Source organism: Streptomyces sp. NPDC091376 (genome assembly GCF_044757085.1).
Classification (GTDB): domain Bacteria; phylum Actinomycetota; class Actinomycetes; order Streptomycetales; family Streptomycetaceae; genus Streptomyces; species Streptomyces pratisoli.
Genome location: NZ_JBIVUF010000041.1, coordinates 1 through 23,300, shown reverse-complemented (window position 1 = coordinate 23,300; position 23,300 = coordinate 1). Strand labels below are relative to the sequence as shown.

Here is a 23,300-nt window from a genome sequence, read left to right as displayed (position 1 = left end):
AATTGCGGCGGAGCCTGACCGGGCGCGAGCGGCACCGGCGCATCGGGCTGGTGCGGCTGCTTCCCCGTGTCGGCCGTCGAACCATCGCCTATGAGGCGCACCGGCTTCTCCTGGGGCGCCTGGCCCTTGCCGTCACCGCCGCCCCCGTTTCCTCCGTCGGCGCCGCCGCTGCTCTTCCCCGGCTTTCCGTTGCCCGAGCCCGTGCCGCAGCCCGCGACACCGATCGCCGCTGCGGCGCCGAGTCCCGCTCCCAGCAAGCCCCTTCGTGTGATGTTGCGCATGCCGACCATCCCGTTCCCTGTCGCGTTCGCCGCAGCCGTACTGCCATCAAGTGAGATGGCGTGCGGAACGGGAAGGTTCCAGGGACTAACACGGAATGTGCTGGACAGCCAGATGGCTATGCGCCAAAGGCTTTTGACTTTCCCTTGACCGGTTTGGCACCGGCGAGAAGATGCGCCGGAACGAGGTCGCGCGCCGGCTCCGAGTATCCGACCGAGACGATCTTGTCGCCCTGATAGGTGAAGGTCGTCAACGACGCGAGCGTGCACTGCCGGCGGCGCGGGTCGTGCCAGAGCCTGCGCTGCTCGACATGGCTGCGCACGATCCAGATCGGCAGCTGATGGCTGACCACGGCCGCCTCATGGCCGCGGGCCGCGTCCCGGGCGGTGCCCAGCGCGTCCAGCATCCGTGCCACCTGGTCGATGTACGGCTCGCCCCAGGACGGCCGGAACGGATTGGTCAGGTGCTTCCAGTTGCCCGGCTTGCGCAGCGCGCCGTCGCCCACGCCGAAGGTCTTGCCCTCGAAGACGTTCGCCGCCTCGATCAGCCGATCGTCGGTGTCCAGGGTCAGACCGTGCGACTTGGCGATCGGGGCCGCCGTCTCCTGGGCACGCTCCAGCGGAGAGGCCACCACATGTGTGATGTCGCGGTCGGCGAGGTGCTCCGCGACCCGGTCGGCCATCCGTCGTCCCAGCTCGGACAGGTGGTAGCCCGGCCGCCGCCCGTAGAGAACGCCGTCCGGGTTCTCCACTTCGCCGTGCCGGATGAGATGGACGACCGTCGTTTCCGTATTGATCCCCGAACCGGTCATGCCGTGGCCTCCGCGGCGGCGCGGGCGGCGGCGGGCAGCGCGGCGGCGATCCGCTCGATCGCGGTGTCGTCGTGGGCGGTCGACACGAACCAGGACTCGAACGCGGACGGCGGAAGGTAGACACCTTGGGAGAGCATCGAGTGGAAGAACGCGTTGAAGCGGAAGGCTTCCTGCTTCTTCGCGTCCTCGTAGTCCCGCACCTCACGGTCGGTGAAGAACACGGAGAACATGTTGCTCGCGGTCTGCAGCCGGTGGGCGACGCCCTCCTTGGCCAGCGCGTCCGTGACGAGACCCCGGATCCGCGCGGAGGCCGCGTCGACCTTCTCGTACGCCGCGTCGTCCAGGAGCCGCAGCTGGGCGAGGCCCGCGGCGGTCGCCACCGGGTTCCCGGAGAGGGTGCCCGCCTGGTAGACGGGCCCGGCCGGGGCGAGATGGCCCATGACGTCGGCACGGCCGCCGAACGCCGCGGCCGGGAAGCCGCCGCCCATGACCTTGCCGAAGGTCATCAGGTCCGGGTTCACACCGTCGACGCCGTACCAGCCGGCCTTCGACGTACGGAAACCGGTCATGACCTCGTCGGAGATGAACAGCGCGCCGTTCTTGGCGCAGGCGTCCTTGAGGCCCTGGTTGAAACCGGGCAGCGGCGGGGCCACGCCCATGTTGCCCGGCGACGCCTCCGTGATCACGCAGGCGATCTCGCCCGGGTGCGCGTGGAAGGCCGCGTGGACCGACTCCAGATCGTTGTACGGCAGCACGATCGTGTCGCCCGCCTGCGCTCCCGTGACCCCGGGGGTGTCCGGCAGCCCGAAGGTCGCCACCCCGGAACCTGCCGCGGCCAGCAGGGCGTCCACATGGCCGTGGTAGCAGCCGGCGAACTTGATCACCTTGGCGCGCCCGGTGAAACCGCGCGCCAGCCGGATCGCCGACATCGTCGCCTCCGTGCCGGACGAGACGAGTCTCACCTGCTCGACCGGGGCGACCCGTGCCACGATCTCCTCGGCGAGCGCGACCTCACCTTCTCCCGGCGTGCCGAACGAGGTGCCTCGGGAGACGGCGTCCTGTACGGCCGCCGTGACCTCGGGATGGGAGTGTCCGAGGATCATCGGACCCCAGGAGCACACGAGGTCGACATACTCGCGCCCGTCCGCGTCCGTCAGATACGGACCGGTACCGGACACCATGAACCGGGGTGTACCCCCCACGGCGCGGAAGGCACGGACAGGAGAGTTCACGCCGCCGGGCGTCACGAGGGACGCGCGGTCGAAAAGCGTCTGCGAAACTGGGGCGTCATAGGGAAAGCTCACGGAATCCATGGTGTCAGAGGCACGCGACGTTCTTGCGGACAGGTGTTTCACAGCACGTCCGTGGGGGAGGTCACTGTCACGATGATCGGGTTGCGCGGCCGGCGCTGTGCGTCCTAAAAGCAGTCGGGTGGAGATATGCATCGCGGTGGCGGACTGGGCGAGGGGACCGACGACCTGGGTCCCGAGCCTGCCCGGCGTGGGAGGCACCGGCGGCACGAGGCGCGTGAGCCCGTGGAGAACAGGGGTGGCCGGGGCATGGGGGTGACGTACAAATACTTCGGCGCACCCGACGGCGCCACGGCTGCCCGCGTGCCGATCTCGATGCGCCCGGAGGAGCTGGGCGGCGACGAACTCGGCATGGGCGGAATGTTCACCAAGATCAAGCCGGAAACCATAGCCGCGATGGTGCTCACGGGTATTCAGGGCATGCCGCTGCACAAGGTGCCCCCGCTGGAGCTGGTGGTCCTCCACCCGGACTACGCCGTGGTGAAGCTCCCCATGACCGTTGTCGACCCCCTGCGCGGCATCGGCGAGGAATCGGTGGGCGCGGCGGCCTTCATCTGGTCGACCGTCCCGGACCGCGGCGGCCCGCGGGACGCGTTCAACGTGTACCAGCTGCTGCACGAGTGGCAGGACTTCTCGCATCGGCTGCACGAGGCGGGGCATCAGCCGTACTGCCTGGTGTGGCCCTGACCGGAGCTGTCCGCGCAGTGGGGCGGGGTGTTCCGGCCCCGCCCCTGTCTTGCCGCTGAGGGCTTTCATGCCGGTGAGGACCGGCATGACGCTGAGGGCCGGCGTTGCGCTGAGGGCCGTCAGAGCCAGCCGTTGCGCCGGAAGCCCCGGTGGATCACGAAGCAGGAGACGGCGATGACGCCGAGGACGACCGGGTAGCCATAGGTCCAGCGCAGCTCGGGTACGTGCTCGAAGTTCATGCCGTAGACCCCGCAGACCATCGTCGGGACGGCCACGATCGCCGCCCATGCCGTGATCTTCCGCATGTCCTCGTTCTGGGCGACCGTCATCTGCGCCAGATGCGCCTGCAGGATCGAGTCCAGCAGCGAGTCGTACTCGTTCATCTGCTCATTGACCCGGGCGAGGTGGTCCGAGACATCGCGGAAGTACGGCCGTATCTCCGGGGCGATCAGCAGGGCGGGCTGGGTGGCGAGCGACTCCAGGGGGCGGTTCAGCGGGGACACTGCCCGTTTGAACTCCAGCAGTTCCCGCTTGAGCTGGTAGATCCGCCCCGCCTCGCCGCGGCCCACGTCACCGCGCCCCGCGTGCTCCGAGAAGACGGCCGTCTCGACCGCGTCGATGTCGTCCTGCACGGCGTCGGCGACGGCCAGGTACTCGTCGACGACGAAGTCGGCCACCGCGTGCAGCACCGAGGAAGGACCCTTGGTGAGCTGGTCGGGTACGGACTCCAGCGCCTCGCGCAGCGGGCCGAGCGAGCCGTGCCGTCCGTACCGGATGGTGATCACGAAGTCCCGGCCGGTGATCACGGTGATCTCGCCGGTCTCCACGACCTGGCTGGTGGCGGTCAGCTGGTCGTGCTCGGCGTAGCCGACCGTCTTGAAGACCGCGAGCAGTGTGTCGTCGTAGCGCACGACCTTCGGCCGGCTGTGGGCGTTGACGGCGTCCTCGACGGTCAGCGGATGCAGGCCGAACAGCTCCGCGAGCCCGGTGAACTCCTCGTGCGTGGGCTCGTGCAGCCCGATCCAGACGAAGCTGCTGCCGGTGGGGTCGGCGCTGTTCTCCTTGCGCACGCGGCGCAGCGCTTCCTCGGCCGGACAACTCCCTGCCTGCCGTACCCCGTCCGTGTACCCCACACAGTTGACGACGGCGCTGCCGAGCGGCGACCGCGCCGGGTGGCTCAGGTCGACCGTACGGCGATACGCGCGCCGTACGGCGCGGCGGAGGTTGCGGATCATCGACAACGCGGACTCCCGTGCGGACTTGGGTGGTTCTCAGGCCAGCCTCCCGAACGGGAAGTCGCTTGTAAATGTCGGCCGTGAATGTCGGCCGGGCTTCGGGTGCCGCCGGGTTCTCTGTGCCGGAGATGCGTCAGGAATCTCTTTCGGAGGGATTCGTCACGGCGAAAGTCACGTGAGGGTCCTGCGGTGATCCTGCGTCCCTCGCGATTTCGGTGATCGGCACGCCTGCTTGCCGGACATTCTTTTGAACGGTGAACTAACTCCAGCCGGGCACCGCGACTGCCGATGTCCGGAATGCGCCCGTCGTGAGTACGTACCGACGTGTCGCACCGGCGTGTCGCGCCGATGTGTCGCGAGCGCCGTCGTGACAGCCGAGTCGTGACAGCCGAGTCATGAGATTCCGACTTCCCCGAGGAGGGTCCGGCGTGGGTGACGTCCTGCTGGTCCTGTGCATCCCCCTGACGGTCTGCGCGAGCGGCGTCTACGCGGTGTGCGACAGCTGGTGGCGGCGACGCAGGCGCGCGGCCGCCCCCTCGTCGCACGCGCGTCCGGCTACGCGCCCGGATGCCTGTTCGTACGCGTATCCGTACGCGCACTCGGGCGCGCACGCCGGTGCCCGGCGCGCGGAGCGGGAAATGCTCGTGGCGGCCGAGGAGATCGTGGACGAGGCGTACGCACGGCTCGCGGGTCTGTACGACGGCACGTGCGCGGACGGCGGCTGCGCCGAGGGCGTCTGCGCGGGCGAGGGCGGCTGCGCGGACGGCGTCCGGACCGGCGACCAGGAGTCCGCCGACGCACACGCCGTCGTCGGCGCGCACGTCAGCGGGGGGTCGGACGGGACCAGCGGGGTCGGCGGGACCAGCGGGATCAGCACGGACTCCAGCCCGGATCGCGACCCGTCGTCGCCAGCACCCGCGCGAACACGGACGCGTCCGCCGGCACTGTGACGGCCTCGCCGAACGCTCCCCACTTCCTGGCCATCGGCGCCATCGCCTCGACCGCCGGACCCAGTTCGGCGACCACCTCCGGATCGGGGTCGTAGCGCTGTCCTGTCGCTCGGGCGAGGTCCCAGGCGTGCACGGTCAGATCGCCCAGCACCATGAACCCGACGGTCCTGGCAGGAAGGCCGAGCGAACCCGTGGTGCCCTCCTCAGCCCCCGGCCCGGCCCACGCCTCGACCAGCCGGGAGGTCTCGTCGGCGAAGAGGGCCCGCCAGTCGCCCGCCGTACGGTCGGGCGTCGTGGAGAAGTCGGAGTCCTTCTTCGCCGCGAGCGCCTGGAAGTTGACCACCACGTGGAGGAGGTGGTTGATCAGGGCGCGTACGTCGTACTCGGGACACGGGGTCGGAGCGGTCAGCTTGTCGGCGGTCACCGCGCGGACGACGGGAAGGGCACGCGCGGTCGTGGCTTCGAGGAGTTCACTGATGGCCTTCATGCCCGCGACGCTGGCAGTCGCCGGGCCGCTGTGTCTTGAAGAAACGCGACATAGGATCCGGACATGGCGAGCAGGAGCGAGCCGTGGAAGGCGCAGGCACGGGGAGGACGGGAACCTCGGCCGGCGGACGGGCCGCGCCGCGACACCCGTGGGATCGTCGACGCCCCGGACCTCTTCGCCCACGTCCGCTTCCGGCGCCGGGAGCCGGCCCCGCCGCTGCGGCCGTACCTGGAGCACTACTGGCTGATCGACTGGGACCTGGCCGAGCCGTACGTCACCCACGTGGTGCCTCATCCGTCCGTGAACGTCGTCTTCCAGCGGTACGGGGACGAGCAGCCCGGGGGCGAGGTCGCGGGCATCGGCCTCGGACTCTTCACACGGAAGCTGGAGGGGCGGGGGCGGGTCTGCGGCGTGCAGTTCCGGCCCGGTGGCTTCCGGCCGTTCGCGCCGGGGCGGCCGGTGTCGGAGTGGACGGGCCGCCAGGTGCCGGACCACGAGGTGTTCGCGTCGGCGGACGCCGCGGCCATCGTGCTACCGGACGACGAGGACGCGCGGGTCACGGCGCTCGACGTCTTCCTGCTCGGTCTCGGGCCGCAGGCCGATCCGCAGGCCGAGCGGGCGATGGCGCTGGTCGAGCAGGTCCGCACCGACCGGACGATCCGCCGGGTCGCCCAGCTCTCCGCGGCGGAAGGGGTGTCGGCGCGGACCCTGCAGCGGCTCTTCGCGGAGTACGTCGGAGTCGGACCCAAGTGGGTCATCCTGCGCTACCGCGTGCACGAGGCCCTGGAGCGGGCCGAGGCGGAAAGCAGCGCTTGCGCCGCTTCCGGTACCGGAAGCGGCGACGCCGAGAACGACGGGAGCGACGTACGCGGTGGGCGCGTCGGGCGCGGTGAGCCGGACTGGGCCGCGCTCGCCGCCGAGCTCGGCTACAGCGACCAGGCCCACCTCGTACGGGACTTCACCTCGACGGTCGGCGTGCCGCCAACGGCCTACGCCGCCACGCGAACGCCCGGGTGAGGACCGCTTCCCCGGTGCGTTGTCGGTCCCGGGGCGTACGGTGCCGGGCATGGACGACACGACGCGGGTTGTGCGGATCGAGCCCTGGGCGGACGACGACTTCGAGCTGCTCCGGGCCATCAACGCGCCTGAGTCGATGGTGCACCTGGGCGGTCCGGAGTCGGACGGGAAGCTGGCCGAGCGGCACAAGCGGTACGTGGCCCTGAGCGCGGACGGGACCGCCGCGGGGCGGATGTACCGCGTGGTGCTGACCGACGGGAGCGACGAGGCCGCCGGATCGATCGGCTTCTGGGAGAGGACCTGGCGCGGCGTGCAGGTGTACGAGACGGGGTGGAGCATCCTCCCCGGCTTCCAGGGGCGCGGGGTCGCCACGGCGGCGACCCTGGCCGTGATCGAGGAGGCCCGCGCGGCGCACAGGCACCGCCATCTGCACGCCTTTCCGTCCCTCGACAACGTGCCGTCGAACGCGGTGTGCCGGAAGGCGGGCTTCACGCTCCTCGGGGAGTGCGACTTCGAGTATCCGCCGGGCACGCCCTTGCGCAGCAACGACTGGCGCTTCGACCTCGGCGGGACGCACGCCACGGCGGCGTCCTGAGATGTCCGCCCGGGCCCGGGACGACGACCTGGCGACGGGACCAGGGGCAGGCCCCGGGGAGGGACAGGTCCCAGGGAGGGATCGGGCCCGGGAAGGGACAAGCCCCGGGGAGGGACCGGGCCGACGCCTTGCGCTCCTGTGTGCCGGCTCCGGATCCTGCCGGAATCTCGCTGGCTGGGGTGGTCCGCCCGATGCGATGCTGGCCGCGTGAACGGACCGGAGATCCACATCAGCTTCGCCCCTGAGCTGCGGCTCTTCGTCGCGGCGGAGCGCCGCGACGGGCGGACGGCCCTCGTCACCGACGGCTCCTCGACCCTCGGCCACGTCGTCGAGTCGCTCGGGGTCCCGCTCACCGAGGCCGGGCGACTGCTGGTGGACGGCACCCGGGTCGAGGCGTCGCACGTTCCCGCCGCGGGCGAACGGGTGCGGGTCCTGGGCTTCGAGCGCCCGCAGTCCGTGCCCGGCGCCCCGCTCCGCTTCCTGCTCGACGTCCATCTCGGCACCCTCGCCCGGCGCCTGCGGCTCCTCGGTGTCGACGCGGCCTACGAGAGCGAGGACATCGGCGACGCGGCACTGGCCACGCTCTCAGCACGGGAGCGGCGCGTGATGCTGTCCCGGGACCGCGGGCTGTTGCGCCGCCGGGAGCTGTGGGCCGGTGCGTACGTGTACAGCGACCGCCCCGACGACCAGCTCCGTGACGTGCTCCAGCGGTTCGCGCCCGCCCTCGCACCGTGGACCCGCTGCACGGCCTGCAACGGCCCGCTCGCGGACACGGACAAGGAGGCGGTGGAGCACCATCTGGAGCAGGGCACCCAGCGCTCGTACGACGTGTTCGCCCAGTGCACCGCGTGTGAGCGCGTCTACTGGCGAGGAGCCCACCACGCCCGCCTGGAGGCGATCGTCGAGGGCGCGCTGCGCGAGTTCGGCGGCGCGGCCGCCTGAGCGGTTACGGCTTCTCGGCGGTCAGATACCGCTGAATCGTCGGGGCCAGCCAGGCGATCACTTCGTCCTTGGTCATGTCGACGGCGGGCGGGATCCGCAGAACGTAGCGGGCGAGGGCCATCCCCAGGATCTGCGAGCCGGCGAGCGCGGCCCGGCGCGGGACCTCTTCGGGCACCGGGCAGACCCCGGCCGCGACGGGCAGCAGCTGCGACCTGAACACCTGCCGCATGCGCTCGGCACCCGCCGTGTTGGTGACGCCCACGCGCAGCATGGCCGTGAGCACCTCGTCGTCCTCCCAGCGGTCCAGGAAGTGGGAGACGAGCACCGCGCCGACGTTGCGGCCGGGCGCGGCACCCAGCTCCGGCAGCCGCAGGTCGATCTCAGAGGCGGCGATGAACAGCCCCTCCTTGTTGCCGTAGTACCGCATCACCATCGACGGGTCGATTCCGGCGTCCTTGGCGATGGCCCGGATCGTGGCCCGCTCGTACCCGTCCGCGGCGAAGCGTTCCCGGGCGGCTTCGAGGATCGCGGCACGGGTTGCGTCCGAACGGCGGGGGGCGGCGGCAGCTGCTTCCGAACTCATGCCAACAACTGTAGGCCAACAAGCGTTGACACTCCAGATCCGGCGGGCGTAACTTTGCCTACAGGCGTTGACCTACAAGCGTTGACCTACAAGTGTTGGCAGGAGGCTGTCATGACCGGCAAGCCCAGCTCCGACCGCACCACCCATGTCACCGACGTCACCGTCGTCGGCGGGGGCCCGACCGGCCTGCTGCTCGCAGGCGACCTCGCCACCGCCGGAGTCCGCGTCACCGTCGTCGAGCGCCGCCCGGAGCGGACGAGCAACCTGACCCGCGCCTTCGGTGTGCACGCCCGCACGCTGGAGCTGCTCGACGCCCGCGGTCTCGCGGACGAGCTGGTGAGCAGGGGCACGCCCATGACACGTCTGCAGTTCTTCGGCCGGCTCGCCCTCGACCTGTCCCGACTGCGGACCCGCTACCCCTATCTGCTGATCACCCCGCAGTACGAGGTCGAGCGGCTGCTGAAGCGCCGGGCGCTCACCGCGGGGGCGGCGTTCCGGTACGGCACGGAGCTGCGCGGCCTGCGGCAGGACGACGGCTCGGTCACGGCCGAGCTGCGCGACGAGGAGGGCCGGGACGAGACGCTGCGCTCCCGCTACCTGGTCGGCACGGACGGGGTGCGCAGTTCCGTGCGCACGGCTCTGGGCCTGCCGTTCCCGGGTGGGTCGGTCATCCGCTCCATGGCCATGGCGGACGTCCGTCTCGCACAGGAGCCGAAGAGTCCGCTCTTCGCCGGTGGCACGGGTGACGCGTTCGCCGTCACCGCCTCCTTCGGCGACGGGTGGTACCGGGTGATGGCCTGGCGGCGCAGCCACCAGGTCCCCGAGAGCGAGCCACTGGACCTGGAGGAGGTGCGCGACATCGCCCGCCAGGCCTTCGGCACGGACTTCGGCATGCGCGACCCCCGCTGGCTGTCCCGCTTCCACAGCGACGAGCGCCAGGTGCCGGAGTACCGCAAGGGCCGGGTCTTCCTCGCCGGGGACGCGGCCCATGTCCACTCCCCCGCCGGCGGCCAGGGCATGAACACGGGCATGCAGGACGCGGCGAACCTGTCGTGGAAGCTCGCCGCGGTGCTGAACGGCCACGCACCGGCCGCCGACGCGCTCCTCGACACGTACCAGTCGGAGCGCCATCCGGTCGGCGCGACCGTGCTGCGCAGCAGCGGCGCGATCGTCCGCCTCGCCATGGCGCACACGCCGGCCCGGCGTCTGTTCCGCTCCCTGGTCGTTGGATTCCTCGACACGGTCCGTCCGGCCTCCGACAAGGCGATGGGCATGGTCTCCGGCATCGGCATCTCGTACGGCAGCGGCGGCAGGCGCCGTGTCCACCGGACGACGGGCAGGCGCGCCCCCGACCTGGACCTCAAGGAGGGCCGGCTCTACGAACTGCTGCGCGCGGGCACGTTCGTCCTGGTCACCCCGGACGGCGTGGACGCGACACCGCCGGCGGCGCCCGCCACGCCGGGCCCCGTCACCCTGGCCCACTGGCGCACCCCGCGCCACGCGGCCCTGCTGGTCCGCCCCGACGGATACATCGCCTGGGCCCAGGACTGACCGCCCGGAGCACCGTGGCAAGCTGCCCCCATGCTCGTCGCCCGTTCCGCGCTCCTGTTCACCATCGCCGCGTTCTTCGAGATCGGCGGCGCCTGGCTCGTCTGGCAGGGCGTGCGTGAACACCGCGGATGGATCTGGATCGGCGCCGGCGTCATCGCCCTCGGCGCGTACGGGTTCGTGGCCACGTTCCAGCCGCAGGGCGACTTCGGCCGGGTCCTCGCCGCCTACGGCGGCGTGTTCGTCGCCGGTTCACTCGTCTGGGGCATGGTGGCCGACGGCTACCGTCCTGACCGCTGGGACATCGCCGGAGCCCTGATCTGCCTGGCCGGAATGGCCGTGATCATGTACGCGCCGCGCGGCCGCTGACTGTTGCCTATCCTGACTTCTGGTATCGATCAGTTGACCGAGGAGCCGTCATGACCGCCACGCCCATCGCCGTCGTCACCGGAGCGAGCAGCGGAATCGGCGCCGCCACCGCGCGGGCACTCGCCTCGGCCGGCTACCACGTGATCCTCACCGCCCGCCGCAAGGACCGCATCGAGGCCCTCGCCGCCGAACTGACCGAAGCGGGCCACCGGGCCACCGCCCGCACCCTCGACGTCACCGACCGTGCGGCCGTGGACGCCCTCGCCGCCTCCCTCGACGGCGCCGGCCCGGTCGAGGTCCTCGTCAACAACGCGGGCGGAGCGATCGGCGCGGACCCGGTCGCGACCGGCGACCCGGCCGACTGGCGCCAGATGTACGAGGTCAACGTCATCGGCACCCTCAACCTCACACAGGCGCTGCTCCCCGCCCTCACCGCCAGCGGGGACGGCACGGTCGTCGTCCTCTCCTCCACCGCGGGCCACGCCACCTACGAGGGCGGCGCGGGCTACGTCGCCGCCAAGAACGGCGCCCGCGTCCTCGCCGAGACCCTCCGCCTGGAGATCGTCGGCACACCGGTCCGCGTCGTCGAGATCGCCCCCGGGATGGTCAAGACGGAGGAGTTCGCGACGACCCGTTTCCGCGGCGACACCGAGAAGGCCGCCAAGGTGTACGCGGGCGTGGCCGAGCCCCTCACCGCCGACGACGTCGCCGAGACGATCACCTGGGCCGTCAGCCGCCCGTCCCACGTCAACATCGATCTCCTGATCGTCCGCCCCCGGGCCCAGGCCTCGAACGCCAAGGTGCACCGCGAACACTGAGCTGACCTCCGTCAGCGGATGCTGGTCCCGTACACGTGGTCGACCGGCATCGCCATGAGCACCCTGCGCTCGGACACCATGACCGACCGGTACTCGTCCCAGTCCGGGTGCTCCCCCGCGGCGTGACGGTAGTACTCCACCAATGCCTCGACCTCGGGACCGTGGGGGTCGGTCCCCGGTCCGGTGAGCGTCGCCACGCCCTCCGCCGTGGCCCACGACCAGCCGTCGGGGCCGGTGACCTCCAGCGTGGCTCGTGGGTCCCGGCGAAGATTCGCCGTCTTGGCGCGTCCTTCGGTCATCGAGACGTAGAGGACGTCGGTCTCCTGGTCGTAGAAGGGCATGACGGGGGAGAGCTGGGGGCGGCCGTCCGACTTGATCGTCGCGAGGACACCGAGCCGGCTTTCGGCGAGCAGCGAGCGCGGGTTGAACGGTGTGGTGGTCATGTAAGGGCCAAGTCTCCGAGGGGCAGGGGTTGTTCCTCGCGGGCTGTTCCGGCGCGGCCGGCGCAGGACGACCCGTACCGGCTGAGGGCCGAGCGCGGCCCGCTGGAGATCAGTGCCCCGGAGCGCAGGTCTCGACCGCCCCGGCGGGAGCGGCCCAGCCATTCGGCCGCTGCCGGCTCGCGCACGCTCCCCGGCCGCGATGTCGTGGACACCGACGCGTGCCGACGTCCAGCGCAGGGGTGGCATCGGACGCTCAGCCGTGGAGGAACGACCATGCCCGAATCCGGACCGATACCCGGACCGATACCCGGACCGATGTCCGACCCCGCACCCGCACCCGCACCGATGTCCGCGCCCGTGGGGGGCCGTCGACGCTGTGCCGCCTTCATCGCCGCCCTGGTGACCTGCTCGACGGTGCTGGCCGGCCCGACGGTGCTGACCGGCCCGGACCGTGCCGTGGCAGACGGCGCGCCGGTGCCCTCGGTGCCCTCGGTGCCCGCACCGAAGCTGGACTGGAAACCGTGCGTCCAGGGCGGTGCGTTCGACTGCGCGACCGCGAAAGTGCCGCTGGACCACGGGAATCCCGGAGGCCGCACCATCGAGCTGGCGGTCATCAAGCACAAGGCGACCGGCCCCGGACGGCGCATCGGAACCCTGTTCTTCAACCCCGGCGGCCCCGGCGGCCCCGGAACGGTGCAGATGCCGCAGAACTACGAGCGCTTCCCGCAGGAGGTGCGGGAGCGGTTCGACGTCGTCAGCTGGGATCCACGCGGAATCGGCAACAGCACCGCGGTGAACTGCTTCGCGAGCACCGAGGAGGCCGAGGCCTGGACGTCGGGCAAACCGGCGGGCTTCCCGGTGGGCGCGCGGCAGCGGACGGCCTGGATCGCCGCGTACAAGGAACTGATCCGGGGCTGTCAGCAGCGCGACCCCGAGCTTCTGCGCCATGTGTCGACCGAAGACACCGCTCGCGACCTCGACCAGCTCCGCCGCGCGGTGGGCGACCCGCAACTCACCTACCTCGGGATCTCCTACGGCACGATCCTCGGCGCCACCTACGCCAACCTCTTTCCCGCCCGGGTCCGCGCCATGGTCCTCGACAGCAACATCGACCCGCAGGCGTGGACGAACCACGCGTCCGACGCCGACCCCCGGCTCCCGACGTTCCTGCGCATGGGCTCGGACGTCAGCGCGGCCGCGACCCTGGACCGCTTCCTCGCCCTGTGCGGCTCCGCCACCACCGCCCGCTGCGCCTTCTCCGCCGGCGGCCCGAAAGCGACAAGGGACAAGTTCGACCAGCTGATGCGGCGCCTCCGGACGCACCCGGTGGGTGCCTGGACCTACGGCCGTACGGTCGGTGACACGGTGAACAGCCTCTACGTCGTCCACCCCGGATGGACGTCCCTCGCCGACAAGCTGCAGGACCTGTGGCAGGGCCGCGCCCCGGAACCGACCCCGCTGCCACCCCCGCCGCCGGTCCCGCATCCGAATCCGTACCAGGGCGACGAGCAGGCCGGTGCCGTGTTCTGCTCCGACAGCCCCAATCCGCGCGACCCCGCGGTCTACGACGCCCTGGCGGAGGCCGCGGCCGTCCGCGCGGGCGACCCGGGCCGCTTCTGGACCTGGGCCTCGGAACCCTGTGCCACCTGGCCGGTCGCCGCCCACCGCTACCGCGGCCCGTGGAACAGGCCGACGGCGCACCCGGTCCTGGTGGTCGGCACCACCTACGACCCCGCCACGCCCTACCGGGACGCGCAGGCCATGGCCGGGGAACTGGCCGACGCCCGCCTGCTGACCCACGACGGGTACGGGCACACCGCACTGATCAACCCCAGCAGCTGCGTGAAGGAACACGAGAGCCGCTACCTCGTCGACGGCACCCTCCCGCCGGCCGGAACGAGGTGCCGGCAGGACACGCCCCCCTTCTCTCCCTCCAGACCCAGCGGTGGCGTCGCCACCGGCGGCGGCGCGCTGGCCGGCCTCGTCCCCCGCCATGACGGTGGCCTGTGAGTCGGTGTCAGAAGGCGCTGACGTCCCCGGGCTCGGACTCCAGCGCCGCGCGGTCGAACTTCAGCATGCCGAGGAAGAACAGCCCGCCCGTCAGGAGCAGCCCGCCCACGATCACGACGGAGACGAGCGCCTCCCGGGGTGCCACCAGCACGAACAGCGCGACGAGCGTCCACACCAGCGCGGAGATCGCGACCGGCAACTCGAAGCGCCCGAGGTCGAAGGCGCCCTTCCGGCGGTCCAGTCGTTTGCGCACCGCCAGGTAGAGGACGATCGTCGAGCCGTAGGTGATCGCCGGGAGGATCGTCGACGCCGTGATCAGCTCCAGCAGCGCGGCTCCCGGCAGCACGACCATCAGGACGACCCCGAGGACGAAGATCAGGATCGTCGCCGGGATCGGCGTCCGCGTGCGCGGGTCGACCCGCCGCATCAACCGGTGCGCGGGGAAGCGCGAGTCCCGCGACATCGCGAAGACGAGCCGCGCGCACGAGACCATCACCACGATCCCGGCGCCGAAGAACGCGAACGTGATCGCGAACACCTGGAAGGAGCCGAGCGTCCGTTTCAGCTCCTGCCGGTAGCCCCCGAGTTCGACGGACCGGTCGCCGTCGTCCGTACCGCCCGTCGAAGCTTCCGCCACCTCGGCCACTCGGCCACCTCGCCCTCGGTCGGGCCCTCCGGGCGGGAACACCACGGCAGAGCCCGACCAGTGTCCACTTCACGCCGCATATGTCCCATTTCCTTCACGTGCGACACGTGGGGCGCGTACGACACGTGGGGCGCGTACGACACGTACGACGCGACATGGGATCGGCACCCTCAAGGGATCCGGCGCACAGGAAAGCCCCCGGACGGATTCCGTCCGGGGGCTCACTGATGACGTCGTTGTGGCTTCTCATTCCGTGCGCAGTCCGTCCGGGCGGGTCATGCGCCACAGCGGTGGCAGGCTGAGGGCCGTGACCAGCAGGATGAGGCCGGCGCCGACTCCTGTGACGGGCAGGAACGCCCACCAGTCGGTGACCTGTTTGTCGACCATCCTCAGCAGGGTGAGACCGAGGCCGATGCCGGTGGTGATCGCGAGGGCGAGTCCCATCACGATGGGTACGGCCGTCTGCCAGAGCACCGACCAGCTCAGGGTGGCCCGCGGGGTGCCGAAGGCCACGAGTACCGACAGCAGCCGTTTGCGCTCTCGCAGTTGTTCGAGGGTGGACACGAGCAGGGACGCGGCAACCACCAGCATGGTCGCGGCCGCACCGACGAACAGGCCGGTGCGGACGCTGGAGTACCGGCTGTCCCGTTCGAAGTTCTGCATCGTCCTGACGTCGGTCACGGGGTCGATGGCGGCCGCGGTGTTGCGGGCGTGCTCGGCCGCGTCCGGGACCTTCGGGTCGAGCCGGATCATCGCCGTGGTCGTGGGGTCCTGCAGCTTCGACACGTCGATGGCGGACGGTGTGGCCAGGATGCCGTCGAGGGGCAGCTGCCCCATCGGGTGGGTACGGCTCTGCACCGCCTTGGCCGTTGCGGGAACGCGCCACAGCTCCGATTCGGTCTTCCTCTTCACCTTCCCGTCGGGTCGGTACCCCTGCAGGTGGAGGTCGACCTGGGCGCCGGGCTGTGCCGGATCCTCGTCCGGCGGGGGGAGCTTGCCGTTCTCGCGCGCGATGAAGACGTCGCCGTCCTTGCAGGAAGGCAGCTTCGCCAGCTCCCGCAGCGACGGGCAGTCGCCCACGGTGATCCCGGTGAGGGGGATGAAGGACTCGCCGGATCGCTGCGGGCCGGGCCGTGCGGCGTAGGCCTCGATGATGCCGATCACGCCGGTGACGCCCTTGGTCGCCGAGTACTTCTCGATGATCTCGCGGCCGGTGGTGCCGTCCGCGCCGCGCGCGGACGTCGACAGCTGGGCGCGGGCGGTGTCCATGCCGGTCGGCTTCATGAAGTCGCTCTGCATGGAGGTGAAGAGCATCTGGAGCGCGATCCCGCCGGCCGCCGCGACCATGATGCCGCTGACGGCACGGGACGCCGTGCCGCTGCTCAGCTGGAGCCGCCGTACGGCCAGCTGCCATGAGACCGGGCCGCCGCGCAGCCGGCCGACCACGGCCTCCACCAGCCACGGCAGCAGCGCGGTGATCCCGAGCAGCACCAGCAGCGAGCCGCCGACGATCTGATAGGAGGCGATGTCGGAGTCGTTCATGTCGATCCGGCCCGCCTGGGGCAGCAGCAGGGCGAGCCCCGCGACCGGCAGCAGCACGCGCCACCAGAGGCGGCGCCGCCGCGGAGCCGTGTTCCGTACGACACCGAGCGGCTCGATCGACACACCGCGCAAGGTGAACAGCGTGACCGCGATCGCGCAGGCCGGCACCGCGACGACGATGAGCGCGGCCAGCGCCGGGTTCGGCGTGAGGTCGGACGGGAACAGGTTGACGTCCCAGACCGTCACCGAGCCGGCCAACTGCCGTACCAGTACGAACAGACCCGCGCCCGCGGACAGCCCGAAGACCGACTCGCACAGGGACTCACCGGCCGCGATCCGCCGTGTCGTCGCCCGGTCGGCACCGACCAGACGCAACGCGGCCAGCCGACGGTCACGCTGCTCGCTGCCGAAGCGCGCGGCGGTGGCGATGAACACGACCACCGGCAGGAGGAGCACCACGCAGGCCAGCACGATGATCAGCCAAAGAACCGCGCTCAACGGGTCCCCAGGGTCCCAGCCGAAGCCGTCGGAACGCACACCGGAATCGGCTTGGAGACCGGCGCTGCCCGCGTAGTAGAAGAGTTCGCTCGGGCCGACCAGGCCCTGGTCCCCGATGGTGGCGGTGATCCGGTACGGCAGGCGGTCCTTCAGCAGCGCTCCCCCGGGGGAGGCGAGCAGATCCGCGAGTGCCGGGGAGACGGCCATCTCGCCCGGCCCCGGCAGCTTCGACAGCCCGGGTGGCACGGCGGCCCGCGCGCCCTCGGGACGGAACACCGTGCCCCTGATCGTGTCCCCGCGGTAAAGGGTCTGGGTCTCGGCGTACAGGAACGAGCGCTCGGAAGCCTCTTCGACGTGGGCCGGGAGGACGGAACGGCCCGCCACGCGATCGGTCCGGCTCTCGAGAAGGTGGGGCACCGAGGCTGCGGTCAGCAGCAGGCAGACACCCAAGCCCACACCGATGGCGGTGAGAACCGTACGGCCCCAGCCACGGCGGCCACCGGTCACGGCGAGCCGGGCACCCATCGCCAGATCACGAACCCAGGCACGGACTCGGCTCACGCCGCACCCACCGTGCCCCGCACCTTGCCGTCGCGGACGGAGATCTCACGGTCGGAGTACGCGGCGACCCGGGCTTCGTGGGTGACCAGGACGACCGCGGCACCGCTGTCCCTGGCCGCGGCGGTGAGCAGCTGCATCACCCGCTCCCCATTGAGCGAGTCCAGCGCGCCGGTCGGCTCGTCGGCGAAGAGCACCCGCGGCGAGGTGACCAGCGCGCGGGCGACCGCGACGCGCTGACCCTGACCGCCGGAGACCTCGCCGGGCCGCTTGTGCCCGACCTCGGCGACCTCCAGGCGCTCCAGCCACTCCCCGGCCTTGCGTTCGGCGTCCTTGCGCCGGGCGCCGTTCAACCGCAACGGCAGCGCGACGTTCTCCACGCAGCTCAACTCGGGTACGAGCTGGCCGAACTGGAAGACGAAGCCGAAGTCGCCGCGTCGCAGGGCGCTGCGTGCGGCGTCCGACATCCCGGTGAGGTCACGGCCGTCGTAGGTGATGGCGCCCGAGTCGGGGACGACGATTCCGGCGAGGCAGTGCAGCAGGGTCGACTTGCCGGACCCGGAGGGACCCATGACGGCGACGATCTCGCCGGCGTCGACCGTGAACTCGGCACCGTCGAGGGCGGTGGTGGGCCCGTACGTCTTGTGCAGTGCGCTCGCGGTGAGCAGAGGCCCGCTCACGTGGCGAGCTCCTTCGCCAGCTGATCGAGCCGGGCGGCGGTCAGTTCCAGCCAGCGCAGATCGGCTTCCAGGTGGAACAGGGCGTGGTCGCAGATGAGCTGGTCCGCCAGGTCGCCACCCTGCTTGCGGCGGGTGAGCTCACGCATCAGCCGCAGATGCTCCGCACGCTGCGTCTCCAGCAGATCGGCCGCACTGCGCCCGGTGAGCAGCGCGAGGACGACCTTCGTGTACAGCGTCGACTGAAGATACGGTTCCGGCTTCTCGGGCTGCGCCAGCCACTGCGATACGTCGGTGACCCCGGCTCCGGTGATGGCGTACCGCTTGCGCTCAGGACCGCCGCCTGCCTCTACACCGTCGACCTCGACAAGGCCGTTCTTCAGCAGGCGGGACATCGTCGCGTAGACCTGGCCGTAGGCGAGGGGCCGGTCGTGACCGAACTTCTCGTCGAAGGCGCGCTTGAGGTCGTAGCCGTGACGCGGGCCGGACTCCAGGAGTCCGAGCAATGTGTGGCCGATGGACATGCGAGCACTATACAAGCGGTGTATATACGGCATGAACAGTTGACCCCGCACAGGCGATGAGCCCTCCCCGGCCGGGCTGCGGGGTACGTGGATGCCGGACCTCGCACGGCATCCGACCTGGACGTTCATGACTCCACCCGAGGGCTTCGCGCACTAGTCGCAGGGCGTATACACCGCACGTATACGCACTATGTATAGTCGTGTCCGCGTGCACGGCCATCGATCGCGGCACTCGCCGCGCCACGTTGCGCGCCCGCATCACCTCGACCAAGCCCGCCACGGGGGAGCACCGTCATGCCCGAAACATCCGACACCACGACCACCAGGCCCGGCAGCACAGGTCGAACCCGGCCGAGGATCGCCTCCGCACTCGCCGCCATGTCCCTCGCCGCGCTCGCCCTCACCGGCTGCTCGATGGAGACCACTTCGCCCTCCGAGGCCCGCGCGGACGCACCGAGGGACCCCGCAGCCTCCACCGGAGGGGACGGGAGGACCGGGAAGGCGGGCTCCGCCGGACGCAACGCGGCCGCCGCCGAGGCTCCGGTCGACTGCGAGAAGGCCAAGTGCATCGCCCTGACCTTCGACGGCGGGCCCGGTAAGGACACCCCCGAGCTCCTCGACATCCTCAAGAAGGAGAAGGTCCACGCCACCTTCTTCCTGCTGGGCAAGAACCATGTGCTCAAGCACCCGGAGACCGTGCGCCGCCTCGCCGCCGAGGGGCATGAGGTGGCCAACCACACCTGGAGCCACGAACGGCTCGACACGCTCGACAAGGACGCCATTCGCGACGAACTGGCCCGCACTCAGGACGCCATAGCCGACATCACCGGCGAGAAGCCCACCCTGATGCGCCCGCCGCAGGGCCGGATCAACGATGACGTCACGGCGGTCAGCAAGGAACTCGGCCTCTCGCAGGTGCTGTGGAGCACCACCGCGAAGGACTTCTCCACCACGGACTCGGCCCTGATCGCGAAGCGCACCCTCGACCAGGCCGGCCGGGACGGCATCATCCTGCTCCACGACATATACGACGGCACCGTCCCCGCCGTGCCCGCCATCATCAGCGAGCTGAAGAAGCGCGGCTACACCTTCGTGACGGTCCCCGAACTCCTCCGCCCGGCCCAGCCGATTCCCGGAGCCGTGTACCGCCCCTGACTCGCGTCCGACGACAAGGCCCCGGACGCGGAGTCCGGGGCCCGTCGATCACGTGGTGCGCCGCTTCTCAGCCCTTCACGCAGATGACCTGCTTGATCTTCGCGACGACCTGCACCAGGTCCTTCTGCTGGTCGATGACCTGGCTGATCGGCTTGTACGCGCCCGGGATCTCGTCCACGACCCCGGAGTCCTTACGGCACTCCACGCCCCGCGTCTGGTCCTCCAGATCCTTCGTGGAGAACTTCCGCTTCGCCGCGTTCCGGCTCATCCGCCGGCCGGCGCCGTGCGACGCCGAGTTGAACGACTTCGGGTTGCCCAGGCCACGGACGATGTACGACTCCGTACCCATGGAACCGGGGATGATCCCCCACTCCCCCGAGCCCGCGCTGATCGCTCCCTTGCGGGTGACCAGCAGATCCATCCCCTCGTACCGCTCTTCGCTGACATAGTTGTGGTGGCAGGAGATGACCGGATCGAACGTGACCTTCGCCTTCCGGAACTCCCTGCGGACCACTTCCTGGAAGAGCCCCATCATCAGCGCGCGGTTGTACTTCGCGTACTCCTGCGCCCAGAAGAGGTCGCTCCGGTAGGCGGCCATCTGCGGGGTGTCCGCGACGAACACCGCCAGGTCGCGGTCGATCAGGCCCTGGTTGTGCGGCAGCTTCTGCGCCTCGCCGATGTGGTGATCGGCGAGTTCCTTGCCGATGTTCCGCGAGCCGGAGTGCAGCATGAGCCACACGGAGCCGGACTCGTCCAGGCAGAATTCGACGAAGTGGTTCCCGGAACCGAGCGTCCCCATCTGCTTGGCCGCCCGCTCCCTGCGGAACTTGACCGCGTCCGCGACCCCGTCGAACCGCGACCAGAAGTCGTCGAACCCCGACACCGGGAATCCGTACACCCGGCCCGGGTCCACCGGGTCGTCGTGCATACCGCGCCCGACCGGGATCGCCTGCTCGATCTTGGAGCGGAGCCGGGACAGATCGCCCGGCAGGTCGTTCGCGGTGAGCGAGGTCTTCACGGCGGACATTCCGCAGCCGATGTCGACACCGACCGCCGCCGGGCAGACCGCACCGTGCATGGCGATGACCGAGCCGACGGTCGCGCCCTTGCCGTAGTGCACGTCCGGCATCACGGCGAGGCCCTTGATCCAGGGGAGCGTCGCGACGTTCCGCAGCTGCTGCATGGCGCCGTCCTCGACCGTGGACGGGTCCGTCCACATCCGGATCGGGACCTTCGCCCCGGGCACCTCTACATACGACATACTTCCTCGATTCCCCCGATAAGCCGAATAACGCAAAACCGGCGCCGAGGTCAGCAAAAGGGACAGCGGACCGGCGTTCACAGCTGCGCGTGCGATACACATTGTGTCCATCGGCGCGCATCGGGCGGCAACCAGTTATCGCCGCGCACAGCAGCGGCCGACTGTCCGCAAGTGCAGAGAAGGGAGCCTGGGAACGTGCAGCGAAGGGCGTACGTACCCGGTGTTGTGGCGCTCCTCGTGGCGACGCTCGTCACCGGCTGCAGCGCGGGATCCGCCGACGACGGCTCGACCACCGAGGCCAAGACGGGCGAGACCGCGGGCCCCGTCGCACGGCCGGGCAAGTACCGCACGCTCTACGAGCCGTGCGGCGCCGTCGAGCGCGCCATGCTCCGGGATCTGCTCCCCGGCGCCGCCGAGCTGCCCGAGGACCAGCAGGAGAAGGTGTTCCGCGGCACGGCCGCCGTCACCTACGACACCGACCGCCGCGTCGGCTGCAGCTGGAAGGCCGACTCCCCGGAGGCCTCGCACAACCTCCGTGTCGACGTCGAGCGCGTCGTCTCCTACGACCAGGACATCAGCGACGACCAGCGCGCGCAGGAGGTGTACGTCAAGAAGCAGGACGCGGCCGACCTGCCCGTTCCCGCCGGGGGCGGCGCCCCGCAGGACGGCCCCACGGGCGGCACCCCCTCCTCGGGCGCGCCGGCCACGAGCACCGCGCACAACCCCGCCACCACGACGCCCTCGGCCACCACCTCGCCGTCGGGCGACCCGGGCAGCGCCCCCGAGGGCCTGGAGCCCCGCGTGCTCGAAGGCCTCGGTGACGCCGCGTTCCTCGACGACGTCCTCGCCCGGGCCGGTTCCACCGCGCAGCACCGCACCGTGAGCGTGGTGTTCCGCACATCGAACGTGATCGTGACCGTCCAGTACGGCGAGCAGCCGGCCCGGGTGACGGAGCTGCCCGACAGCAAGGAACTGCAGGAAAAGGCCCAGGGTCTGGCCCGGAAACTGGCCGAGCGCTTCAACGACTAGCGCGTCCGCGGGGGCCTCCTGCGGGCCGCCACCCGAGTCCGCTGGATCCGTCACTCGCTCCCACCGGACGACTTCGGCGTCGTACCGTGTCGACGTACCGTGGCCGCCCCGGAAGAACCGGACCGTCCGCCCGGATCCGGACTGCCCGTCCGGCAGACGGCGGACCGTACGACACACCGACTGAAGGAACCATGCACCGATCAGCCCCGCGACTCACCCGCATACTCGCCTGCGCCGCCGTCCCGGTGATGCTCGTCGTCGCCGGCTGCTCGTCGGACTCCGACAGCAAGGGCTCGGGCTCGGACACCGGCTCGTCCTCCTCCGAGGGCTCCTCGCCCGACACGAAGCAGTCCGCGGGCGCCGTGGAACCCGCGAAGTTCGCCGAGCTCCCCCAGCCCTGCAAGGCCCTCACCTCGAAGACGATCGAGGAGCTGGTGCCCAAGGTGAAGAACAAGGCCGGCACCGCAGGCACCTCCAGCGACACGGGCGTCCGCGGCAGCTGCTCCTGGAACGGCCTGGAGGACAAGGGCGTCAAGGGCTCGAACTACCGCTGGCTCGACGTGTCCTTCCAGCGTTTCGAGTCCGAGGCCGGGCTGGGCAGCGGCGAGGAGCGCGCCAAGGACGCGTACGAGAAGGAGGTCGCCAAGACCCGCGCGACCGAGGGCGCCAAGGACGTCAAGTCCTCGCCCGCGGCGGGTGTCGGCGAGGAGGCCACGGCGATCGGCTTCGGCCTCAAGAAGACCGGCGAAGACTTCAAGTACGCAACGATCGTGGCTCGTACCGGCAACGTCGTGGTCACGCTCGGGTACAACGGTGCCGGGTACGCGGGGGCGAAGACCCCGGACGCGTCGGCGCTGATGAAGGACGCGGTGACCGCGGCCAAGGAGGCCACGACCTCGGTCGCGAAGGCCAACTAGGCTCGCGGCGGGCCGGGAGACCGGCCACCCGCAGGCCCGGCGGACCGACGGTCCGGCCGCCTGCGGACCCAACCCCCACACCTGCACCATCTGTTGGACGGTCCGGGAGCCCCGGCATCCGGCCGGAGCCCGGACCTCCCCGGAGGCCCGGGCTCCGCATTCATGTGCCAGGCTTGGCCCGCGCCACCGGCGCCACAAAAGGACAAGGGAGGGGATCGCGGGTGGCCGCGATGCAGCTGACACGCACGCACCGCATACTCATCGGCGTGGTGGTCGCCGGTGCGGTGATCATCGCCGCGATCGGTTTCGCCGGATCGTACGCCGCTGTGCGCGAGCTCGCCGAGCAGAAGGGCTTCGGCGACTTCTCCCTGGTCTTCCCCATCGGCATCGACGCGGGCATCTGTGTGCT

At 70.8% G+C, this 23,300-nt stretch carries 24 protein-coding genes and 1 pseudogene; 13 read left to right on the top strand and 12 right to left on the bottom strand.

What is annotated here, in order from left to right; all coding sequences use genetic code 11:
* The 3 genes and pseudogenes from ACIQMR_RS37570 to hemL form a co-directional block, all read right to left on the bottom strand.
* Positions 1–281 (bottom strand): annotated as a pseudogene (locus ACIQMR_RS37570) (hypothetical protein); the annotation flags it as partial.
* Between the two features lie 116 nt (positions 282–397).
* Positions 398–1,090, bottom strand: a complete 693-nt coding sequence (locus ACIQMR_RS37565; RefSeq protein WP_401397458.1) for a histidine phosphatase family protein — start codon at positions 1,088–1,090, stop codon at positions 398–400.
* Complete coding sequence (gene hemL, locus ACIQMR_RS37560; RefSeq protein WP_401397455.1) at positions 1,087–2,403, bottom strand: glutamate-1-semialdehyde 2,1-aminomutase; 1,317 nt, start codon at positions 2,401–2,403, stop codon at positions 1,087–1,089. The genes ACIQMR_RS37565 and hemL overlap by 4 nt, the downstream gene beginning before the upstream one ends.
* A gap of 126 nt (positions 2,404–2,529) precedes the next feature.
* Between hemL and ACIQMR_RS37555 the strand changes: the two genes are divergently transcribed.
* Positions 2,530–3,087: a hypothetical protein gene (locus ACIQMR_RS37555; RefSeq protein WP_401397453.1), complete on the top strand. Its 558-nt coding sequence runs from the start codon at positions 2,530–2,532 to the stop codon at positions 3,085–3,087.
* Between the two features lie 119 nt (positions 3,088–3,206).
* Here the strand turns inward: ACIQMR_RS37555 and ACIQMR_RS37550 are convergent, their stop codons facing one another.
* Complete coding sequence (locus tag ACIQMR_RS37550) at positions 3,207–4,322, bottom strand: magnesium and cobalt transport protein CorA (protein WP_401397450.1); 1,116 nt, start codon at positions 4,320–4,322, stop codon at positions 3,207–3,209.
* Between the two features lie 428 nt (positions 4,323–4,750).
* Between ACIQMR_RS37550 and ACIQMR_RS37545 the strand changes: the two genes are divergently transcribed.
* Positions 4,751–5,272, top strand: coding sequence for a hypothetical protein (locus ACIQMR_RS37545; RefSeq protein WP_401397448.1), 522 nt, complete (start codon positions 4,751–4,753; stop codon positions 5,270–5,272).
* Here the strand turns inward: ACIQMR_RS37545 and ACIQMR_RS37540 are convergent.
* Positions 5,193–5,759, bottom strand: coding sequence for a TIGR03086 family metal-binding protein (locus tag ACIQMR_RS37540; protein WP_401397446.1), 567 nt, complete (start codon positions 5,757–5,759; stop codon positions 5,193–5,195). The genes ACIQMR_RS37545 and ACIQMR_RS37540 overlap by 80 nt on opposite strands.
* Before the next feature lie 63 nt (positions 5,760–5,822).
* Here ACIQMR_RS37540 and ACIQMR_RS37535 point away from each other — a divergent pair, with 63 nt between their 5' ends.
* From ACIQMR_RS37535 to ACIQMR_RS37525, 3 genes are all read left to right on the top strand, one after another.
* Positions 5,823–6,776 carry a DUF6597 domain-containing transcriptional factor gene (locus tag ACIQMR_RS37535; protein ID WP_401397443.1) on the top strand — a complete coding sequence of 318 codons (954 nt, stop codon included), beginning with the start codon at positions 5,823–5,825 and terminating at the stop codon, positions 6,774–6,776.
* A gap of 49 nt (positions 6,777–6,825) precedes the next feature.
* Positions 6,826–7,371 carry a GNAT family N-acetyltransferase gene (locus ACIQMR_RS37530; RefSeq protein WP_401397440.1) on the top strand — a complete coding sequence of 182 codons (546 nt, stop codon included), beginning with the start codon at positions 6,826–6,828 and terminating at the stop codon, positions 7,369–7,371.
* Positions 7,372–7,578: 207 nt separating this feature from the next.
* Entirely contained in the window at positions 7,579–8,313 is a 735-nt protein-coding gene (locus ACIQMR_RS37525; RefSeq protein WP_401397437.1) for a Mut7-C RNAse domain-containing protein, read from the top strand.
* Positions 8,314–8,317: 4 nt separating this feature from the next.
* On the opposite strand, the gene ACIQMR_RS37520 is transcribed toward ACIQMR_RS37525, so the two are convergent.
* Positions 8,318–8,896: a TetR family transcriptional regulator gene (locus tag ACIQMR_RS37520; RefSeq protein ID WP_401397434.1), complete on the bottom strand. Its 579-nt coding sequence runs from the start codon at positions 8,894–8,896 to the stop codon at positions 8,318–8,320.
* Between the two features lie 111 nt (positions 8,897–9,007).
* Between ACIQMR_RS37520 and ACIQMR_RS37515 the strand changes: the two genes are divergently transcribed.
* The 3 genes from ACIQMR_RS37515 to ACIQMR_RS37505 are packed head-to-tail and all read left to right on the top strand — an operon-like array spanning position 9,008 to position 11,631.
* Positions 9,008–10,447 (top strand): FAD-dependent monooxygenase, encoded by a 1,440-nt coding sequence (locus ACIQMR_RS37515; protein WP_401397431.1) that lies wholly within the window; start codon positions 9,008–9,010, stop codon positions 10,445–10,447.
* Between the two features lie 30 nt (positions 10,448–10,477).
* Positions 10,478–10,813, top strand: a complete 336-nt coding sequence (locus ACIQMR_RS37510) for a YnfA family protein (protein ID WP_401397428.1) — start codon at positions 10,478–10,480, stop codon at positions 10,811–10,813.
* A 50-nt stretch (positions 10,814–10,863) separates the two neighbouring features.
* A complete protein-coding gene (locus tag ACIQMR_RS37505; protein WP_401397426.1) occupies positions 10,864–11,631 on the top strand; it encodes an SDR family NAD(P)-dependent oxidoreductase in 768 nt (255 codons plus the stop codon).
* Positions 11,632–11,642: 11 nt separating this feature from the next.
* Here ACIQMR_RS37505 and ACIQMR_RS37500 read toward each other — a convergent pair whose 3' ends face one another.
* Positions 11,643–12,074, bottom strand: coding sequence for a PPOX class F420-dependent oxidoreductase (locus tag ACIQMR_RS37500; RefSeq protein ID WP_401397423.1), 432 nt, complete (start codon positions 12,072–12,074; stop codon positions 11,643–11,645).
* Between the two features lie 315 nt (positions 12,075–12,389).
* On the opposite strand from ACIQMR_RS37500, the gene ACIQMR_RS37495 reads away from it, so the two are divergent.
* On the top strand, positions 12,390–14,084 hold the full coding sequence (locus tag ACIQMR_RS37495) for an alpha/beta hydrolase (RefSeq protein WP_401397420.1): 1,695 nt from the start codon (positions 12,390–12,392) through the stop codon (positions 14,082–14,084).
* Positions 14,085–14,091: 7 nt separating this feature from the next.
* On the opposite strand, the gene ACIQMR_RS37490 is transcribed toward ACIQMR_RS37495, so the two are convergent.
* The 4 genes from ACIQMR_RS37490 to ACIQMR_RS37475 form a co-directional block, all read right to left on the bottom strand.
* Complete coding sequence (locus tag ACIQMR_RS37490) at positions 14,092–14,730, bottom strand: amino acid permease (protein WP_401397417.1); 639 nt, start codon at positions 14,728–14,730, stop codon at positions 14,092–14,094.
* A gap of 246 nt (positions 14,731–14,976) precedes the next feature.
* Entirely contained in the window at positions 14,977–17,295 is a 2,319-nt protein-coding gene (locus tag ACIQMR_RS37485) for an FtsX-like permease family protein (protein ID WP_401397464.1), read from the bottom strand.
* Between the two features lie 32 nt (positions 17,296–17,327).
* The gene (locus ACIQMR_RS37480; protein ID WP_401397414.1) at positions 17,328–18,008 is read right to left on the bottom strand and encodes an ABC transporter ATP-binding protein; all 681 of its coding nucleotides are present in this window, start codon (positions 18,006–18,008) and stop codon (positions 17,328–17,330) included.
* The gene (locus ACIQMR_RS37475) at positions 18,005–18,529 is read right to left on the bottom strand and encodes a helix-turn-helix transcriptional regulator (RefSeq protein WP_401397412.1); all 525 of its coding nucleotides are present in this window, start codon (positions 18,527–18,529) and stop codon (positions 18,005–18,007) included. The genes ACIQMR_RS37480 and ACIQMR_RS37475 overlap by 4 nt, the downstream gene beginning before the upstream one ends.
* Before the next feature lie 378 nt (positions 18,530–18,907).
* On the opposite strand from ACIQMR_RS37475, the gene ACIQMR_RS37470 reads away from it, so the two are divergent.
* Positions 18,908–19,684 carry a polysaccharide deacetylase family protein gene (locus ACIQMR_RS37470; protein ID WP_401397461.1) on the top strand — a complete coding sequence of 259 codons (777 nt, stop codon included), beginning with the start codon at positions 18,908–18,910 and terminating at the stop codon, positions 19,682–19,684.
* Positions 19,685–19,751: 67 nt separating this feature from the next.
* On the opposite strand, the gene ACIQMR_RS37465 is transcribed toward ACIQMR_RS37470, so the two are convergent.
* Positions 19,752–20,945, bottom strand: a complete 1,194-nt coding sequence (locus ACIQMR_RS37465) for an RtcB family protein (protein ID WP_401397409.1) — start codon at positions 20,943–20,945, stop codon at positions 19,752–19,754.
* A gap of 195 nt (positions 20,946–21,140) precedes the next feature.
* Between ACIQMR_RS37465 and ACIQMR_RS37460 the strand changes: the two genes are divergently transcribed.
* The 3 genes from ACIQMR_RS37460 to ACIQMR_RS37450 all read left to right on the top strand — a co-directional run.
* Entirely contained in the window at positions 21,141–21,974 is an 834-nt protein-coding gene (locus ACIQMR_RS37460) for a DUF3558 domain-containing protein (protein ID WP_401397406.1), read from the top strand.
* 191 nt (positions 21,975–22,165) lie between these two features.
* Positions 22,166–22,891: a DUF3558 family protein gene (locus ACIQMR_RS37455; protein ID WP_401397403.1), complete on the top strand. Its 726-nt coding sequence runs from the start codon at positions 22,166–22,168 to the stop codon at positions 22,889–22,891.
* 221 nt (positions 22,892–23,112) lie between these two features.
* The coding region (locus ACIQMR_RS37450; RefSeq protein ID WP_401397400.1) for a DUF2637 domain-containing protein at positions 23,113–23,300 on the top strand (188 nt) is incomplete at its 3' end.

Excerpts from the sequence above, each read along its gene's own strand:
- ACIQMR_RS37565 (WP_401397458.1), bottom strand. The coding sequence starts at position 1,090 with ATGACCGGTTCGGGGATCAATACGGAAACGACGGTCGTCCATCTCATC.
- hemL (WP_401397455.1), bottom strand. The coding sequence starts at position 2,403 with ATGGATTCCGTGAGCTTTCCCTATGACGCCCCAGTTTCGCAGACGCTT.
- ACIQMR_RS37555 (WP_401397453.1), top strand. The coding sequence starts at position 2,530 with ATGCATCGCGGTGGCGGACTGGGCGAGGGGACCGACGACCTGGGTCCC.
- ACIQMR_RS37550 (WP_401397450.1), bottom strand. The coding sequence starts at position 4,322 with ATGATCCGCAACCTCCGCCGCGCCGTACGGCGCGCGTATCGCCGTACG.
- ACIQMR_RS37540 (WP_401397446.1), bottom strand. The coding sequence starts at position 5,759 with ATGAAGGCCATCAGTGAACTCCTCGAAGCCACGACCGCGCGTGCCCTT.
- ACIQMR_RS37535 (WP_401397443.1), top strand. The coding sequence starts at position 5,823 with ATGGCGAGCAGGAGCGAGCCGTGGAAGGCGCAGGCACGGGGAGGACGG.
- ACIQMR_RS37530 (WP_401397440.1), top strand. The coding sequence starts at position 6,826 with ATGGACGACACGACGCGGGTTGTGCGGATCGAGCCCTGGGCGGACGAC.
- ACIQMR_RS37520 (WP_401397434.1), bottom strand. The coding sequence starts at position 8,896 with ATGAGTTCGGAAGCAGCTGCCGCCGCCCCCCGCCGTTCGGACGCAACC.
- ACIQMR_RS37515 (WP_401397431.1), top strand. The coding sequence starts at position 9,008 with ATGACCGGCAAGCCCAGCTCCGACCGCACCACCCATGTCACCGACGTC.
- ACIQMR_RS37510 (WP_401397428.1), top strand. The coding sequence starts at position 10,478 with ATGCTCGTCGCCCGTTCCGCGCTCCTGTTCACCATCGCCGCGTTCTTC.
- ACIQMR_RS37505 (WP_401397426.1), top strand. The coding sequence starts at position 10,864 with ATGACCGCCACGCCCATCGCCGTCGTCACCGGAGCGAGCAGCGGAATC.
- ACIQMR_RS37500 (WP_401397423.1), bottom strand. The coding sequence starts at position 12,074 with ATGACCACCACACCGTTCAACCCGCGCTCGCTGCTCGCCGAAAGCCGG.
- ACIQMR_RS37495 (WP_401397420.1), top strand. The coding sequence starts at position 12,390 with ATGTCCGACCCCGCACCCGCACCCGCACCGATGTCCGCGCCCGTGGGG.
- ACIQMR_RS37485 (WP_401397464.1), bottom strand. The coding sequence starts at position 17,295 with ATGGGTGCCCGGCTCGCCGTGACCGGTGGCCGCCGTGGCTGGGGCCGT.
- ACIQMR_RS37475 (WP_401397412.1), bottom strand. The coding sequence starts at position 18,529 with ATGTCCATCGGCCACACATTGCTCGGACTCCTGGAGTCCGGCCCGCGT.
- ACIQMR_RS37470 (WP_401397461.1), top strand. The coding sequence starts at position 18,908 with ATGTCCCTCGCCGCGCTCGCCCTCACCGGCTGCTCGATGGAGACCACT.
- ACIQMR_RS37465 (WP_401397409.1), bottom strand. The coding sequence starts at position 20,945 with ATGTCGTATGTAGAGGTGCCCGGGGCGAAGGTCCCGATCCGGATGTGG.
- ACIQMR_RS37455 (WP_401397403.1), top strand. The coding sequence starts at position 22,166 with ATGCACCGATCAGCCCCGCGACTCACCCGCATACTCGCCTGCGCCGCC.